Raw genomic sequence first — 16,036 nt, 5'->3', positions numbered from 1 at the left:
GTTTTTATTCAATTAAACCATCGTCTTCCCAGGCAATAACCAAGTCTATCAAATTTTGAGGTAAGCGTTGACCTCCTAATGGCATCAAAAAACTAGGATCTTGGGAAGATATTCTTCCTATCAGATTGTTGTTTTCAACCGCTGATTTTACTTGTGGATAAGTAGTCAGTGATAGCGAAGTGCCATTAATAGGGGGTGCGCCATGACAGCTAATGCAGTTAGAATCAATAATGGTTTTTATGTGGTTGTTATAGGTAATGGTTTCTGATTCGTCTATGGGTGTATGGTCTATGAGGTCTTCTTCACTTGCATTTGTACAGGAAAGAATACACACCATAAGGAGTAAAAGTGGAAATACATTTTTCATAGTTTTCTTTTTATTTAAAATACCCTACTAAGATTAAATCCGAAATAAATATCACCATCGCTCCAGTCACCAGTAGCTTGCCCTAAAAACATGTTGGTGTTCATGGGTTGGGCATTGGTAAAATGCATCTGGAAAACATGTCCGCCCGTTTCCAAATCAATTCCAATAGAAAGCGGGTTTTTAAAAGGTGAATTATCTGCTCTATTCATATGCCAGCCATAGTCCATGTTTAAAGACCACCGGTTACCCAACTTGTACCGTCCTCCAAATCCCAAAGCAAACTGGGAGTTGTCTTGATTATTGACAACTACATAATTGTCATGAAAAAATGTAGGGGCAATTTCTAAAGAGAGATTTTTGTTCATTTTTCGAGCAATCAAACATTGAACAGTATAACCTAAACGATGCTTAAACTCTAATTTTGGGAGGTTGTCTTTTTCTAAAGAGGTATTGACCAGTATAGATTGGTATCCCACTATAGTAAACGGAAATCCTTCGGTTTCCTGTTGCAGTAATCGATACTTAATGGCACCTTCATATATTTTTTGATAAGAGCTTCTGGAAACGCTGATGTTGAATGCGTCAGAGATACCATAAATGAAATTTAATCTGGTTACGGCATCATCCAATCCAAAAAAGGTGTCAAAACCATTTTTAATGCTCCCAAATCTATGGGCGACAACTAGAGTCAATTCATTTTTAGCTACCAATTTGGTGGATTCAAAGTTGACAATTTTTAGTCCTTTAAAAGTGGCTTGAACCACTTGATTTGAGTCAATGGAGGTATCGATTTCACTTAATAAATCATCTTCTTCCTGAGAAAATATAGCTAAAGGGAATAACAAAAGAAAAAAACAAAATAATCTCATATGGTCATTTTTAACTGCTTTCAGGAATCTTCCTGAAAGCAGATTGAAAAGTTCTTCTAATTAATTACAACACGTTTTATCGCGGTATTTTCTCCAGAATTGATTTTAACCAGATAAATTCCTTTTTTCCAGCTCTGAACTGGAATGGTAAGTTGGTTGGATTCTTGAATGGGCTCATCGATCATTTGTTTTCCAAGAAGATCAAAAACCTGAATGCTTCCAAGGATAATAGGATTTACCAAATTGATTTGAATTTCTTCAGAGGTTGGATTTGGTAAAATGCTGAACGAAGTTTGATCAAATTCCTTGATACTTAAACTGGGAACAACTGTAATGGTTCCAAACATGTTGGAGTGTACACCGCAGATATAATCATTGACGCCTTCTACGGTAAAAGTGTATGAAAACGTTTGTCCCACACCTGTTAGAAAACCACTGTTGAAGTTTTCTACTGAGCTCCCAACGGCGTTCTGAACGGTATGAGGTAAATCATCCGTCCAAGTCCATATTACGGTATCTCCAATTTCAATGGTCAAATCAGCTTCAGGACTGTTAAATCCAGTTTCCCAGTCAAGGTTGTAAGTGGTCTGTGCTTGGAGCAGAGCTCCAGCAAATAGGGCAACGAAAAGTAATTTTAGTTTCATAATAAAAGGTTTTGATGTTAATTAATAATAATGCATTGATCTAATTTCAACTGTTCCAGTAAGTTGTCGTAACCTATAAAGCGTCCCTTTAAGGTAAGAATTTTATTTTTAGAAGGTAAATTTGGTGTGTTTTGGAACAAGCAGACAACGGTATGATCCAAAACTAATTCAAGCTCATTTGCTTCAGATATGGTTCCTGATACCTTAATGACTTGATTAAGGTATTTGGATTCAGACTGATCTGGATTTATAGCAAATTGGGAGGCTAGCTCGTCAGCCGTAAACTGATAGGTGGCTTCTTCCTTTGCAATATTCCTATGGTTTTTTGAAACATAGAAATAGGATGCAATACCAATGACAACCAAGACAATAACTACAATTATTTTTTTCATAAGGTTTGGTTTTGTAAATACTGCTCCAGAAAAGACTACAAACTAGAGCAGTATTTGGTTTTCAGCTATTTACTTCAATGGTATTTTCTTTTTCAATTTTCATTTCTATAGTCTTGTAAAGGTTAAGGTGTCTGTTCCTCCATTTCCGCCACTTACATCAATGAGGTTGATTGTGTTTTCATTGTATGAAGAAATGTCCCAATCATCGTTAAGGTCTTCAAAAGCACTGCTTTCATCAACAGGGAAGAAGATGTTGAAGTCCATATCATCATTGCTGTCGTCATTACTATTGCTATTAGTAATAGACCATGAACCTGTTAAGGTGTTTGAGCCGTTGGTTGCTGTTAAATCCCCATTGTCTTCAAAGGTGAATGTGTACCCAGTAAAATGGTTGGTTTCATTTTGACCAGAGTCAATGAAACTGCTAATTTTCCATGTGCCAGACTGGGATACCATAACGGCATCTTGAACAGATGAGTTAGGCATGTTGTCATCATCATCTGAAGAACAGGTAGAAGACATAAGTGAAAAACATAAAAGGCTTAATAGGGCATAAAAAAAGGTGTGTTTGGTTTTCATAACGTATTTGTTTAAAGGGATTTAATTACAGTAATTTTCATATCTAATTCTATCATCTCCTAGTCTAAGGTCTACTTTAGTTTCACCTGGAGGAGCATCTAGTTCATGTAGGATCCAATCGTTGTTACAGTATGGTAAGCTAGGTATATTTATGACGACTATAGTTGTGCCATTATTGTCTGCAGTACTCCAAGTGCCATAAATCGTATTAGAGCCATAAGTAACGGAAAGGGAATCGTCTGTATAGAAATTAAAGACATAACCAATATAAAGATCATCATAGTCATTGCCATTCCTTTCTAATTTATCAACGCTCCAATCACTACAATTGGTTAATATTTCTACAATCAAGTTGGGGTTGCAGCCGATACAGTCGTCATCATCATAATCATAATCATCATCTTCATCACATTCATTACCGTACGATAAAATGGCCGATTCCAATTCGTTGAGATTGTTAATAACCATTTGTGTGTTATCAAACAATTGAATGCTTATCGGGAACTGCATCTGCGCTATTATTTCAGGTGTTAAAGAAGCAATAAAAGTGTAAAGTTCACTGTCATCAAGGAGGGTTATGGCATAAAGAAGTTCGTTCTCCAAATTGAAAATGGAAAGATTTAGGGGGTATACAAAATCGAGGCATTCTATGTCGTCGTCAATTTCATTTTCACCAGTACAAGTGGCTGCCAAATTGGTTAACTCGGTTTGATTGTTAATGACTGTGGTTGAATAATCGCTAAAGATGACCGTAATGGGGAAATAAATCTCAAGAAAATCAACATCGCTTATAGAATCATCAAAAATGGCTTCGATGGAACTATAATCATCTTCTGAAGCGATGATTAATTCGGTGCCGTTGGCTACCACGGTAACAGGTAAATCAACTGTCAAACAATTGGCTTGATCAATAATATTATCAGGAGAACCATCTTTCATGGCTATACGCTGCATGCTCATGGCTACACTTGAATTGGCTTCGATTGTATCCTCTGGGCTCGTGTCTATAAATTCCATTTCCTCTTTTCTGCAGGATGAGAAGATGGTCAAGAGTAGTAATGCAATATGGAAAAATTTAATTTTCATAAGATTTAAAGGATGTCTTTATTAATGAAACAACTGAGTCCTAAAATCTCCTGAAAAAATTTTAAAATATTTATATACCTTTAGAAACCAGAATGAATTCACTTGGCTAAAGAACTGCATAAAAATATTTGTGAAGAATCTGTGTTCTCAGGTATTTACAATAAATACTCCAAGGACTTATATGATTTTTTATATTATAAATATGGAGAGAAATTTAATCCGGAAGATAAGGCTCAAGAAGCCTTTGTAACTCTTTGGAACCAATGTAAGCAGATAACTTTATCTAAAGCAAAATCCTATCTTTTCACGGTGGCAAACAACATGATGTTGAATGAAATTAAACATCAAAAAGTAGTCTTGAAACATGCCGAATTAAAACTTAGTCGCCAAAGTGTTGAAACGCCTCAATTCGTTTTGGAAGAAAAGGAATACCTCGAAAGATATCAGAAAGTTTTATCCAAGATTCCAGAAGATCAGCGGGTTGCTTTTATGTTGAGTAAGGTGGAAGGGAAGAAGCACGCCGAAATTGCAGAAATGCTGGGGGTGACCAAAAAAGTGGTGGAATATCGAATTTATTCCGCTTTTGATACCTTAAAGAAGGAGTTGGAACACTTTAAAATAAAATAATCAGGATTTTTTAGCACTCAGTTGTTATATCAATAAATAGGTCAAATATGAATAAGGAAGAGTTAGTGAGAAAATGGTTGAATGATGATCTTAATGCTGAGGAGCTCAAAATGTTTCAGTCGCTGGAAGAATATGCCGATTTCAAGAAAATTTTGGATACTGCAACTTATTTTAAATCGGATGCGGACAATCAGATGCCTTCATTTGAAGTATTTGAATCCCAGTATAAAGCAAAAAATCGGGTAGTTTCAAAAAAGAAGAAAAACTGGATTTGGAAAGTTGCTGCGATATTGGTAATCGGTTTTGGACTTTTTGCAGCTTTTATGTTTAATAGTCAAACAGTTGTTACAACGGTGGCAAGTGAGCAAAGAGAAATAAAGTTGCCCGACCTGTCTTTGGTGACTTTAAACGCGGAAACTAAAATTTCTTTTGATGAATCTAATTGGGATCAATCCAGGACGGTTAAGTTAAAGGGTGAGGCTTATTTTAAAGTTGAAAAAGGGAAAACTTTTGATGTGGTTACCCAGAGCGGAACGGTAACCGTAGTAGGGACACAATTTAATGTAAAGCAACGTCACGATTACTTTGAAGTCGTTTGTTTTGAAGGGAGGGTTCAGGTTGTTGCGGATACATTGAAGCGATTTTTGACTCCAGGAAAGGCTATTAGAATATTAAATAGTAAATTAGAAGAAGGAAATGTGAACTTTGGTAGACCCACTTGGATGGATAACCAAAGTGTGTTTGAAAATGTGCCTTTCAAAGAAGTTTTGGCTGAAATAGAAAGGCAATTTGGAGTTGAGGTGGACTTTGAGAATGTCGATGTGCACCGCTCATTTACTGGAGGATTTTCGCATGATGACCTTGGTAAGGCCTTACAGGCAATCACTGCACCGATGAACATGAGTTTTTCAATAGAAACTAATAATCATATTCTTATACATGCCAATTAAAAGGCAAACTTTTGGGGCTTTCTTATGTTTTATGTTTTTTCTATTTCCTTCGAGTTTCTCACAAGAAATTCAAGGGGATAAGGAACTTCATGATATTCTGCAAGAAGTTCAAAAGCAATATCAAGTTCAATTTAATTATGCCAATGATGTTGTTTCAAAGATTAGGCTTGCCCTCCCTCCCTCAAACCAGTCACTAGATGAAGTTTTGGCTTATCTGAAAAACCAAACAGGTCTATTGTTTATCAAAACAGATGATTATTTTATTTCCATAAAGAAATTGGAGGGTATTGTGATTTGTGGATACTTACTTGACGCCAATACAAAGGAGGCCATTGAAAGCGCAACCATACAATCAGAAATAGATTATGCAGTAAGTGATGAAAACGGTTTTTTTCAGCTCATGGTCAAGGATCAATTTGGAAGGATTGCTTTAAGGCATTTGGGTTATACCTCCTCGGTTAGATTTGTAAAAGATATGGTTGAAGGTGACTGTATTAATTATTTGCTCCAACCAAATTTACAAGCATTAAACGAAGTGGTAATTTCCAATTTTATGACTCAAGGGGTTAATAAGGTTAGTGATGGATCTTTTCAAATAAATTATACAGATTTTGATATTCTTCCTGGAATTGTAGATGCCGATGTACTTTACTCATTACAAGCTTTTCCGGGTGTTCAAAGTGTTAATGAAACAGTCTCAAATATCAATATAAGAGGTGGAACTCATGATCAGAATCTTATATTGTGGGATGGAATAAAAATGTATCAATCAGGGCATTTTTTCGGATTGATTTCTATGTATAACCCACAAATTACAGAGGAAGTATCCTTATTAAAAAATGCGGCTGACGCTTCTTATACAGATGGTGTTTCTGGAACAATTTTAATGAAAACCGATCGTAATATTACGCCTGTTCTTAAAGCCAATTTCGGGTTGAGTTTGATAGATGCCAATGCATTTCTGGACGTTCCTGTAAGTAAAAATTCCTCCGTTCAGATAGCAGGTAGAAAATCGATTAGTGATTTTATAAAAACACCTACGTATAATGAGTTTTTTGATCGCATTTCTCAAGACACCGAAATTGAAGAAAGTGGTTTGGTAACCAACTCTGATAAACAGTTTAATTTTTATGATGCGTCGTTGAGGTGGTTGTGGCAGGTAACTGAAAAGGATCATCTTCGATTCAATTTTTTGAATGTCAATAATGCGTTGCTTTTTAATGAAAACGCAGTAATTAATGATCAAAATGAGTCAAGGGAAAGTAAATTGACCCAGAATAGTTTTGCCGGAGGCTTACTATATACAAGAAATTGGTCGCACTCCTTGCGCTCTGAGATTGAAATTTATGAAACCGATTATAAGTTGAAATCGACTAATGCCAATATATTGGATTCTCAACGTTTTTTACAAGAAAATTCAGTTTCAGAATCTAGCTTCAAACTAAAACTCAATAAATCTTTTAAAGAGTTGTTTAATGTGATGGGCGGTTATCATTTTGTTGAAACTAAAGTTCGCAATTTAGATGATGTTGATAACCCAACCTATAAGCTATTGGTGGCTGAGGTATTAAGAAGTCATGGTGCATTCTTGCAAGGGGGCTATCGATCAAAAAATAGAATGTTGAATTTGGCCGTGGGAGGGAGGTATGAGTATTTGGAAAAATTCAAATCCTATTATTTAGAACCTCGGCTCAATGTTTCTTATCAGATTGTCAATGGCTTGACATTAGAGATTTTAGGAGAAATGAAGCACCAAAGTACCTCACAGATAGTGAATTTTCAAAATGATTTCTTGGGGATAGAAAAGAGAAGGTGGCAGCTAGCAAATAATGAGGATATTCCCATAATGGAAAGTCAACAAGGATCAATAGGTCTAACTTTTGAAAAGCATAAATGGCTTATTAGTATAGAGGGCTATTCAAAAAAGGTGGATGGTATTACAGCACAAAGTCAGGGATTTCAAAACCAATATGAATATATAAGTTCAAGTGGCGATTATGAGGTTTTGGGAGTCGATGTTTTACTTAGAAAGGCATTTGAAAAAATCAATCTTTGGACAAGCTATTCTTACATGGACAATGTCTATCATTTTGATAGTTTGGAAAGTGGGTCTTTTCCTAGTAATTATGATATCACTCATGCTGTAACTCTAGGATGTACTTATTCCAATAAAGGATTTATGCTTTCAGCAGGAGCTAATTGGCATACAGGCAGGCCTATTTCCCAACCTCTTTCAGAATCATCTATTTCAGATGGCCAAGTTATTTTTGGAGAAACCAATGCCAATCGGTTGGATGATTATTTAAGGATTGATCTTTCAGGGTCCTATGATTTTCATTTGCATCGAAAGGCTCGGGCTAAAATAGGTTTTTCCATTTGGAATTTATTGAACCACAACAATGAATTAAACCGATTTTATCAAGTAAACGACAACCAAATAAATGAGGTGGTTCAGCAGGCATTGGGCTTTACCCCTAATGTGTTTCTACGAGCATATTTCTAAAGTTGCGTTAAAACTCATGTTATCCATTTTGAAATTGTACTTTTGAGGCAACCTAAAATTGGAGTCTATGTGGGACGATTTTTTATTTAACGTGGAATACGGAATCCATCATGTTCTGGATATTAATGCATATGACCACGTACTTTTTTTAATGGCTTTGACGGTGCCTTATGTTTTTAAAGATTGGAAACGGGTATTGCTTTTGGTATCTATGTTCACGTTAGGTCATACCTTGTCATTAGTTCTAGCTTCTTATGATGTGGTTAAAGTTAATGGAGCCTTAGTAGAATTTTTAATTCCTGTAAGCATCATGGTTGTAGCCTTGTTTAATGTGTTTACAGCAGGTAAAGGAGCTCAAAAGGAAAAAGTGGGTGTCTTGTTTTTAACCACCTTATTTTTTGGGTTAATTCACGGTTTGGGATTTGCGAGGGAATTTAAGATGTTGGTAGGAGGTAATGATAATAAATTATTAACCTTGGTTGAATTTGCTGTGGGAATTGAAATAGCTCAAGTTATCATTGTATTTATCGTATTGTTTTTGGGATATCTCACCCAAACCTTATTCCGATTTAACAAGAGAGATTGGGTCATGGTCCTCTCCTCTATTGTGGTAGGGTTAACCATTCCAATGATTCTGAACAGCGATTGGTTATCTTAAACTAACTATAAATTTTTCATAAACTTTAATCAACTCGTTGTAATTCAGTTTGCAACCGAGTATCTTAGTTAATCATAAATTTTAATGAAAGAACATAAACAGCTTAAGTACGACAAAGCCTATTTAAGAATGGCCAAAGAGTGGGGGAAATTGTCGTATTGTCAAAGAAAGCAGGTAGGAGCTATTATTGTAAAAGATAGAATGATCATTTCTGATGGATACAATGGAACCCCAACTGGTTTTGAAAATTTTTGTGAAGATGAAGCGGGTTATACCAAATGGTATGTACTGCATGCTGAGGCCAATGCCATATTAAAAGTGGCATCCTCTACACAATCTTGTAAAGGAGCTACGTTATATATAACGCTATCGCCTTGTAAGGAATGTAGTAAACTCATTCATCAGGCGGGAATTACTAGAGTGGTTTATGAAAAACCCTATAAGGATGATTCAGGGTTGCAGTTCATGAAAAAAGCTGGTATCGAACTGAAGTTATTAGAAGATTTAGAAGAAAACATTTGAAATTCAACAAAACATATATCCCCTTATTTTTAGGAATCGCTATAGCGTTTGGAATTTATATTGGAGGTAATCTAGACTATGCTGATGCCAACGATAGATTATTCTCAAGCAATAGTAAAAAAGACAAGCTAAACAGGTTGATAGATTACATCGATTATGAATATGTAGATGATGTCAATACCGATAGCATTGTGGACGTTACTGTTAATGGAATTCTTGAAAATCTAGATCCGCATTCTGTTTATATTCCAAAGGAGGAAATGGAACGGGTCACAGATAACATGAAAGGTGATTTTGTGGGGATAGGAATTAATTTTTATACGTTTAGAGATACCATAACGGTCATTCGCTCAGTGGAAGGAGGTCCAAGTGATCGTGCTGGTATAAAAGGTGGAGATAGAATTATTATGGCTGATGGAGATACCTTATATGGTAAAGACATTGAAAATGATGATATTATTCGAAAACTCAAAGGTCCAGTTAATTCAACCGTTCGTTTAACAGTTTACAGAAAAGATGAAGACCGCCTCTTAAATTTTAAAATCAAAAGAGATCATATTCCTATTGCAAGCGTTGATGCCGCTTATAAACTAACAGAGAGCTTGGGATATATTAAAATCAACAGATTTGCAGAATCCACTTATAAGGAATTTAAAAAGCAACTTACCAAGCTCCAAGATCAAGGTATTACTGAATTGGTTTTGGATTTGAGAGAAAACCCTGGGGGATTTTTAGGGGTAGCAGAGCAAATTGTTGATGAATTTTTAGAAGATGACAAGCTCATTCTTTTCACCAAAAACAAGCGAGGGGATATTGAAAAGAGTTATGCTACTAAAAAAGGAGATTTTGAAGATGGTGAAGTTTATGTATTAATAGATGAAAATTCGGCTTCTGCCAGTGAGATTGTGGCAGGTGCGCTTCAGGACAATGACAGAGGAACTATTGTGGGAAGACGATCGTATGGAAAGGGATTGGTTCAGCGAGAAATGGATCTTGGAGATGGAAGTGCCGTAAGATTAACGGTTTCTAGGTATTATACACCAACAGGAAGATCCATTCAGCGATCTTACACCAACGGCAATCAGGATTATTATGATGAATACTACGAGCGTTTGGAGCGTGGTGAATTACTGGATGGTAGTAAAATAGAGGTTCATGACTCTTTAAAATTCACAACGCCTAAAGGAAAGGTTGTTTATGGCGGGGGTGGTATCATACCAGATGTTTTTGTGCCATTAGATATGGGTATGCAAAATGAAACCCTTACTTATCTTCAAAGACGTGGTTTTATCAGCAATTTTGTTTTTGAGTATCTAGAGGCAGATAGACATGCTTATGATGCTTATGACCGTGATACGTTTATTGATTCCTTTGTTACAGATGATGATTTAGTCTTGGAGTTTCAAAATTATCTAAATGATAAAACCAGGGCCAATATCACTTTTATAGCTTATAATGATGAGGTTAAGCAATACATTAAGGCTAATCTAGCTGATCAATTATACGGTAAAGGCGCCTATGAAGAAATTCTCAATCAAAATGACATCATGATTGATGAGGTCATTCAATTAAGTCAAGATAAACCTTAAATTTTGTCATGAACTTGGGAGTGTTCTCCGTTGTTCCATTTGGTTAAAATATCGGTAGCCACTTGAGCCCCACTACCTGCAGCAATCGAAAATTGACTTCGCCATCCTGCTAAGGACCCGCATACAAATAGCCCATTTTTGATGAGATGATTTTCATTTTTAAGCCAAATTCTATTTTTCTCTTCTTTGGCTCTTGGATGTGGTGCTACAAATTCTTCCAATCCTTTAATGGAGAACAAGTTAGTATAACCAACAGCTATGACTACATTTTTGGCTTGATAGGTGTTTTTATTGGTCCTAACGATATAGAAATGACTCTCTTCATTAATGGAGAGTACTTTTTCTTTTTCAATCTGCTCCAAATGTGGGTATAGCGCCTTTAATTGTGCTTTACCTTCATGCAGAATAGATTCCCCAGTAGTACCTGGGGCCAAACCCAAAACATTATTGAAAAGGGCAGTTTGAAGATGGGACGTTTTTTGATGCATAATGATACCTACCTTTTTGTTCTCTGCATAAGGTTTGCTTCCTGCAGAACCTAAAATTAGGGCGCAAGACATTCCAGAGGCACCACCACCTATGATTAATGCATCAAAAACCATCTTATTTTCCAATTTGTTTTTCGATCTTTTTGGAAATTCTTAAAATTTGTAGCAAAACCAGGGCGCACAAACTTGCCAAAATGGTTATCAAGGCGATAATACTTTGGCCTTCAAAAGGATGGTCAAAGTCGATTTGAGTTATATTGAAGGCCATTAAAATGAGGGCCAACACAGATAAAATGATGATTAAAATTCTCATGTTAAACGAACAATTCCTTAATATTATGTGCAAATAATTTCACGGCAATAGCCAATAGGATTACTCCAAAAACCTTTCTGATAATACTAATGCCACTTGCTCCTATTAACTTTTCAATTTTTGAAGAAGTTTTCAGAACAATATAAATCACCACTACGTTCATAATAACGGCAATGATGATATTCTCGATATGAAATTCAGCTCTTAAAGATAATAAAGTTGTTAAACTTCCGGGTCCTGCAATTAATGGAAATGCAAGTGGAAATACAGTTGCTGTCATGGAGCTGTGCTCGTCTTCTTTATATAAAGTAATCCCTAAAATCATTTCTAGGGCTATGAAAAAAAGAATAAAGGAACCAGCCACGGCAAAACTATTAACCCCAATACCAATTAGTGATAAAATATTTTTACCCAGAAACAAGAATAAAATCATGATGATTCCCGCAATAACAGATGCCTTTTCACTTTGAATATGACCTGCTTTTTTTCTGAGGTCGATAACTATAGGAATATTTCCTATAATATCTATTACGGCAAATAGTACCATAAATGCCGTAAATATTTCTTTTGCATTTAGTTCCATGAGGTTTTTGAAATTTTTTGCAAAAGTAGATGTTTATATCTGATTTACAATGTTATTTGAAAGTTAAACTTTACCTATTTTTGCAGCATGTTTCAATTAGGAAAAACCATAATATCGGAAGAAATCATTGAAAATGATTTTGTTTGCAATTTGTCGGCATGTAAAGGAGCTTGTTGTGTTGAGGGGGATGCTGGCGCGCCCTTAGAGGAGAATGAGACTCAAATTTTAAAGGAGATCTACCCTAAGGTGAAACCCTTTTTAAGAGAGGAAGGAATTAAGGTGATTGAGGAACAAGGAACATTTATAACAACCGATTTAGGTGAGCTAGAGACGCCATTGATAGATGGGGCAGATTGTGCTTATGTGATCTTTGACAATAAAGGTACGGCGCTTTGTGGTATTGAAGAGGCTTACAATAAAGGTGTCATTGATTGGAAAAAACCTGTTTCTTGCCATTTGTATCCAGTTAGAGTTAAGGATTATTCTGAATTTTCTGCAGTAAATTATAATAAATGGCATATTTGCGACCCAGCTTGTAGCTTAGGTGAAGAACTTCAGGTGCCGGTTTACAAGTTTGTTAAGGAGGCTTTAATTAGGAAATTTGGAGAGGATTGGTACGAGGAATTGGAAAAGGTAGCTCAGGATTATTGAGTTAAGCTGTTTTTAAGACCATTGATTTTACCGGGATGTCAATCGTGACTCGTGTCCCCGAAGCTTTTCCGTTTTCAACCAAATCCTCTATTTTGAGTTGGTAACTGGAGGTGTAGGATTTAGAGAAATTTTCCAAACGGGCTTTTGTTAGGTCAATTCCCACAGATTTTCTTTTTAGTTTTTTCTTGCTTTTAATTTTTTGTGAAGCTTCCCTACCTATGCCATTATCTGTGATGGTTATTGCTATGTGATCAAAGCTTTTCTTTTTCACAAAGACATCAATTTGTTTCACGCCTTCTTTGTTAGATAATCCATGCCAAAGAGCGTTCTCCAAGAATGGTTGGAGTAGAAGTGAAGGTACTTTAATCAATAGTGGATTGACTCCAGGTTCTACATCAACACGATAATCAATTTCATTTGAGAATCGCATGTTTTCAATATTCATATAGAGTTGCATTGTATCCAATTCATCCTGAAGTGAAATTTCTTTTTCAGTGGATGCTATTAAAATGCGACGCATCAATTTTGAAAATTTGTTTAAATAATAAACAGCATTTTCCTTTTCGTTATTGACTATGTAAAGTTTGATGGAGTTTAAAGAGTTGAAAATGAAGTGCGGATTCATTTGGTTTCTCAGCATCTCCTGCTCTAAAGAAAAAATTCTTTTTTCGTTCTTAAGCTTACGTTGTCTATAAAGTACAAGTAAAATTCCAATAAGTAATAATCCTCCAAGAAGACTTAATAATCCTATTTGTTTGTTTTGTTTAAGTTTGAGTTTTACAATTTCATTTTCGTCTGCCAATGCACGAATTTGATTATTCTTTTTCTCACTTTCATATTCAAGAATAAGGTCATTAACATACTGGATGTTTTTACGATGTGTTATAGCTTTATCCAGCTCTACATACTTTTTATGATAGTCTAATGAGGTTTTAAAGTTGCCTTGTTGTTCGTGTAGTTCAGAAAGGTAGCTATAGGCTTCAGATTCGTAAGATGTGTAGTTGAATTCTTTACATAGATCTACGCTTTTGAGGAGATTGCCCTCTGCTTTTTGATAATCCTTTAATTTAAGTTGGGTAAGACCAAGGTTGAGATAGCTGGTGGCAATATAGTATTGGTCGCTTATCTTTAAAGCCTTTTCAAGAGCTTCTTCAATCATTGGGAGCGCTTTTTCATAGTCTCCTTTTTTTATTTCTATTTTAGCAATGCTGTTGTAACAAATTACGCGACCAACCTCAGAATCAATAATATTGTTGTATTTAAGTGATTTGTTGTAATTTACCAAGGCTGAGTCAATAAGTCCTTTTTCTTCTAAGGCATATCCAATGTTTTGGTAATTGATTGCTAGTCCCAAACTATTTTTTGTGTCAGATTCTATTTTTAAAGACTTTTTGAATTGACTTATGGCTAAATCGTATTGTTGTAGCAATAGGTAAATATTACCCATGCTATTTTGTGATACCGCAATACTTTTGATGAGCTCATCTGAAGGGTTTTCTGTATTTTCTGAAATCTCTAAAGCTCTTTTATGGTAGTCTAATGCAGCCCTTACGTTATCTTGTCTGCGATATACAACTCCTAACATATTTAGGCTGATGACTTGAAGCTCTTTATTATTTGCTTTAATAGCAATTTCATTGGCTTTATCGTGCATTTCAATAGACTTGGAATAGGAAGAAAGGTTTCTATAAACAATTCCTAAAGCATTCAGGGTATAGCTTTGTCCTTCTAAATAATTGGCCTTTTTGGATTGCTCCAAAAAGTATTTCATTTTTAGGGTGTCTCTATTCTGTTTAGATAATTGGTCGTTAATGCTTGCGTAATCTTTGGTTTTTGTAGAAATGATTTTCTCAATAGTTGCTACAAATTCATCAGTCAATATAGGTTCTTGACCCCAAATGGAAGTTTTCAGACAAAAGAAAAGGATCAAAAATGAAATGATTTTTACAAAACGCTTTATGTGATATGGACGAGTCATTAAAATTTATTCAAGAAATCTGATTTTCGTTTTCTGGCCACAGGGATTTTATCGTTGCTAGTCATCACCACATAGCCATCATTTTTCACAAATTCCTTGATTTTGTTTAGGTTGATGATATATGAGTTGTGGATCCTAAAAAAAACACTCTCCGGTAGTAGTGCGTTAATATCCTTTAATTTTTTTGTCACTACCATTTTTTGATGGTTATTCAAGTGAATGGTGCTATAATTTCCATCAGATTCAATGTACAAAACATCATCAATATCCAAAAAAATAAGTTTACCATCGGTATTTAAGGTCAGTTTTTGATGTTTTAGTTTGGTATTAAAATTTAAAAGGACTTCTTCTACCCTTGAAAGCGAAAGAGCACTTGTCATGTGTTTCTTTACTTTCTTGATAGTGTCCTTTAAATCATCAGAATCAATGGGTTTGAGTAGATAGTCAATCGCCTCATTTTTTAAAGCTTTTAGAGCATATTCATTATAGGCTGTTGTAATGATGATTGCAAAGTCCTTGTGCACTAATTTATCTAAGAATTGAAAGCCATCCATTGAGGGCATGTTGATGTCTAAGAACAAGCAGTCGGTAGGGGATTCATCCAGGTAATCAAGAGCAAGTTCAGGAGAAGTAAATGACTTCACAACTTTAATTTCATCCTTGAAATTTTCCAGTTCCCAAGTTAGGCTTTGAATAGCCTTAGGTTCGTCGTCAACAATCACTGCTTTTATCATAAAACCAAAGATAACAATATATTAAATGTAAAGGGTTTGGGGTTGTATATTTGGTAATATTTTATGTGTGAATTGTACATTTTATGGTGTTTTCTGGTTTAAAAACATAAAAAATTACCATTTATACAAAATTTGATACCAACTATACAATTGTCGCCCTAAAAACCTGAAAGATTTATGATATTTGTCTCAGCTATTAATTAAAAGGGAAAAAGCATTCAATCAAATTGGTATGCTATTAATCAATCAGAAAGCCAGTTTTATAACTGGCTTTTTGATTTTTTGTCTTTTTATTAACAATGACTTTCTTCTTTTCTGGACTAAAAAATTGCTTGGTTTTTATCAATAATAGTGCTTGCTTAAGGTGATTTAGTAGGGTAAATCTTATTTTTTTTAATTTATTACTATTTTTTATTTAACAAACACATATACAGTGTTTTATGGCTTTTTAGTTGATTTTCGATTAAAGATTATTCGTTAACGCCGTGTTAAAAACTTGTTGA

General features: G+C 35.1%; 18 protein-coding genes. 7 read left to right on the top strand and 11 right to left on the bottom strand.

What is annotated here, in order from left to right:
* Window positions 1-4: 4 nt before the first annotated feature.
* The 6 genes from LOK78_RS08690 to LOK78_RS08665 all read right to left on the bottom strand — a co-directional run bounded on the left by LOK78_RS08690 (window position 5) and on the right by LOK78_RS08665 (window position 3,937).
* Entirely contained in the window at window positions 5-367 is a 363-nt protein-coding gene (locus tag LOK78_RS08690) for a hypothetical protein (RefSeq protein WP_232634606.1), read from the bottom strand.
* Between the two features lie 14 nt (window positions 368-381).
* Window positions 382-1,236 (bottom strand): DUF5777 family beta-barrel protein, encoded by an 855-nt coding sequence (locus LOK78_RS08685; RefSeq protein WP_232393459.1) that lies wholly within the window; start codon window positions 1,234-1,236, stop codon window positions 382-384.
* A gap of 56 nt (window positions 1,237-1,292) precedes the next feature.
* Window positions 1,293-1,880 carry a cupredoxin domain-containing protein gene (locus LOK78_RS08680; RefSeq protein WP_166956300.1) on the bottom strand — a complete coding sequence of 196 codons (588 nt, stop codon included), beginning with the start codon at window positions 1,878-1,880 and terminating at the stop codon, window positions 1,293-1,295.
* A 17-nt stretch (window positions 1,881-1,897) separates the two neighbouring features.
* A complete protein-coding gene (locus tag LOK78_RS08675) occupies window positions 1,898-2,272 on the bottom strand; it encodes an OB-fold protein (protein ID WP_232634605.1) in 375 nt (124 codons plus the stop codon).
* Window positions 2,273-2,377: 105 nt separating this feature from the next.
* Window positions 2,378-2,851 carry a hypothetical protein gene (locus LOK78_RS08670; RefSeq protein WP_231628630.1) on the bottom strand — a complete coding sequence of 158 codons (474 nt, stop codon included), beginning with the start codon at window positions 2,849-2,851 and terminating at the stop codon, window positions 2,378-2,380.
* A 21-nt stretch (window positions 2,852-2,872) separates the two neighbouring features.
* Window positions 2,873-3,937, bottom strand: a complete 1,065-nt coding sequence (locus LOK78_RS08665) for a hypothetical protein (protein ID WP_232393457.1) — start codon at window positions 3,935-3,937, stop codon at window positions 2,873-2,875.
* Between the two features lie 102 nt (window positions 3,938-4,039).
* Here LOK78_RS08665 and LOK78_RS08660 point away from each other — a divergent pair, with 102 nt between their 5' ends.
* From LOK78_RS08660 to LOK78_RS08635, 6 genes are all read left to right on the top strand, one after another.
* Entirely contained in the window at window positions 4,040-4,564 is a 525-nt protein-coding gene (locus LOK78_RS08660; RefSeq protein ID WP_232634604.1) for an RNA polymerase sigma factor, read from the top strand.
* 47 nt (window positions 4,565-4,611) lie between these two features.
* Window positions 4,612-5,514, top strand: a complete 903-nt coding sequence (locus LOK78_RS08655) for a FecR family protein (protein WP_232634603.1) — start codon at window positions 4,612-4,614, stop codon at window positions 5,512-5,514.
* A 31-nt stretch (window positions 5,515-5,545) separates the two neighbouring features.
* The gene (locus tag LOK78_RS08650; protein ID WP_232634602.1) at window positions 5,546-8,017 is read left to right on the top strand and encodes a TonB-dependent receptor; all 2,472 of its coding nucleotides are present in this window, start codon (window positions 5,546-5,548) and stop codon (window positions 8,015-8,017) included.
* A gap of 67 nt (window positions 8,018-8,084) precedes the next feature.
* The gene (locus tag LOK78_RS08645; protein WP_232393453.1) at window positions 8,085-8,675 is read left to right on the top strand and encodes a HupE/UreJ family protein; all 591 of its coding nucleotides are present in this window, start codon (window positions 8,085-8,087) and stop codon (window positions 8,673-8,675) included.
* Window positions 8,676-8,759: 84 nt separating this feature from the next.
* Window positions 8,760-9,197 (top strand): deoxycytidylate deaminase, encoded by a 438-nt coding sequence (locus LOK78_RS08640; RefSeq protein ID WP_232634601.1) that lies wholly within the window; start codon window positions 8,760-8,762, stop codon window positions 9,195-9,197.
* The gene (locus LOK78_RS08635; RefSeq protein ID WP_166956282.1) at window positions 9,194-10,786 is read left to right on the top strand and encodes a S41 family peptidase; all 1,593 of its coding nucleotides are present in this window, start codon (window positions 9,194-9,196) and stop codon (window positions 10,784-10,786) included. The genes LOK78_RS08640 and LOK78_RS08635 overlap by 4 nt, the downstream gene beginning before the upstream one ends.
* Here LOK78_RS08635 and LOK78_RS08630 read toward each other — a convergent pair.
* Genes LOK78_RS08630 through LOK78_RS08620 form a run of 3 tightly spaced genes read right to left on the bottom strand, consistent with a single transcriptional unit; the run spans window position 10,783 to window position 12,170 of the window.
* On the bottom strand, window positions 10,783-11,388 hold the full coding sequence (locus tag LOK78_RS08630; RefSeq protein WP_232634657.1) for an FAD-dependent oxidoreductase: 606 nt from the start codon (window positions 11,386-11,388) through the stop codon (window positions 10,783-10,785). The genes LOK78_RS08635 and LOK78_RS08630 overlap by 4 nt on opposite strands.
* Window position 11,389: 1 nt before the next feature.
* Window positions 11,390-11,587, bottom strand: coding sequence for a hypothetical protein (locus LOK78_RS08625; protein WP_053970560.1), 198 nt, complete (start codon window positions 11,585-11,587; stop codon window positions 11,390-11,392).
* 1 nt (window position 11,588) lies between these two features.
* The gene (locus tag LOK78_RS08620) at window positions 11,589-12,170 is read right to left on the bottom strand and encodes a MarC family protein (protein ID WP_053970559.1); all 582 of its coding nucleotides are present in this window, start codon (window positions 12,168-12,170) and stop codon (window positions 11,589-11,591) included.
* An 87-nt stretch (window positions 12,171-12,257) separates the two neighbouring features.
* On the opposite strand from LOK78_RS08620, the gene LOK78_RS08615 reads away from it, so the two are divergent.
* Complete coding sequence (locus LOK78_RS08615; protein WP_053970558.1) at window positions 12,258-12,821, top strand: DUF3109 family protein; 564 nt, start codon at window positions 12,258-12,260, stop codon at window positions 12,819-12,821.
* 1 nt (window position 12,822) lies between these two features.
* Here the strand turns inward: LOK78_RS08615 and LOK78_RS08610 are convergent, their stop codons facing one another.
* Window positions 12,823-14,799, bottom strand: a complete 1,977-nt coding sequence (locus LOK78_RS08610; RefSeq protein WP_232634600.1) for a tetratricopeptide repeat-containing sensor histidine kinase — start codon at window positions 14,797-14,799, stop codon at window positions 12,823-12,825.
* Window positions 14,799-15,533 carry a LytR/AlgR family response regulator transcription factor gene (locus tag LOK78_RS08605; RefSeq protein WP_232634599.1) on the bottom strand — a complete coding sequence of 245 codons (735 nt, stop codon included), beginning with the start codon at window positions 15,531-15,533 and terminating at the stop codon, window positions 14,799-14,801. The genes LOK78_RS08610 and LOK78_RS08605 overlap by 1 nt, the downstream gene beginning before the upstream one ends.
* Window positions 15,534-16,036: the final 503 nt, after the last annotated feature.

Origin of the sequence: Mangrovimonas futianensis, assembly GCF_021245805.1 — a bacterium.
Classification (GTDB): Bacteria; Bacteroidota; Bacteroidia; order Flavobacteriales; family Flavobacteriaceae; genus Mangrovimonas; species Mangrovimonas futianensis.
The sequence above is the reverse complement of the archived record's forward strand: the minus strand, read 5'-3'. Positions and strand labels throughout refer to the sequence as shown.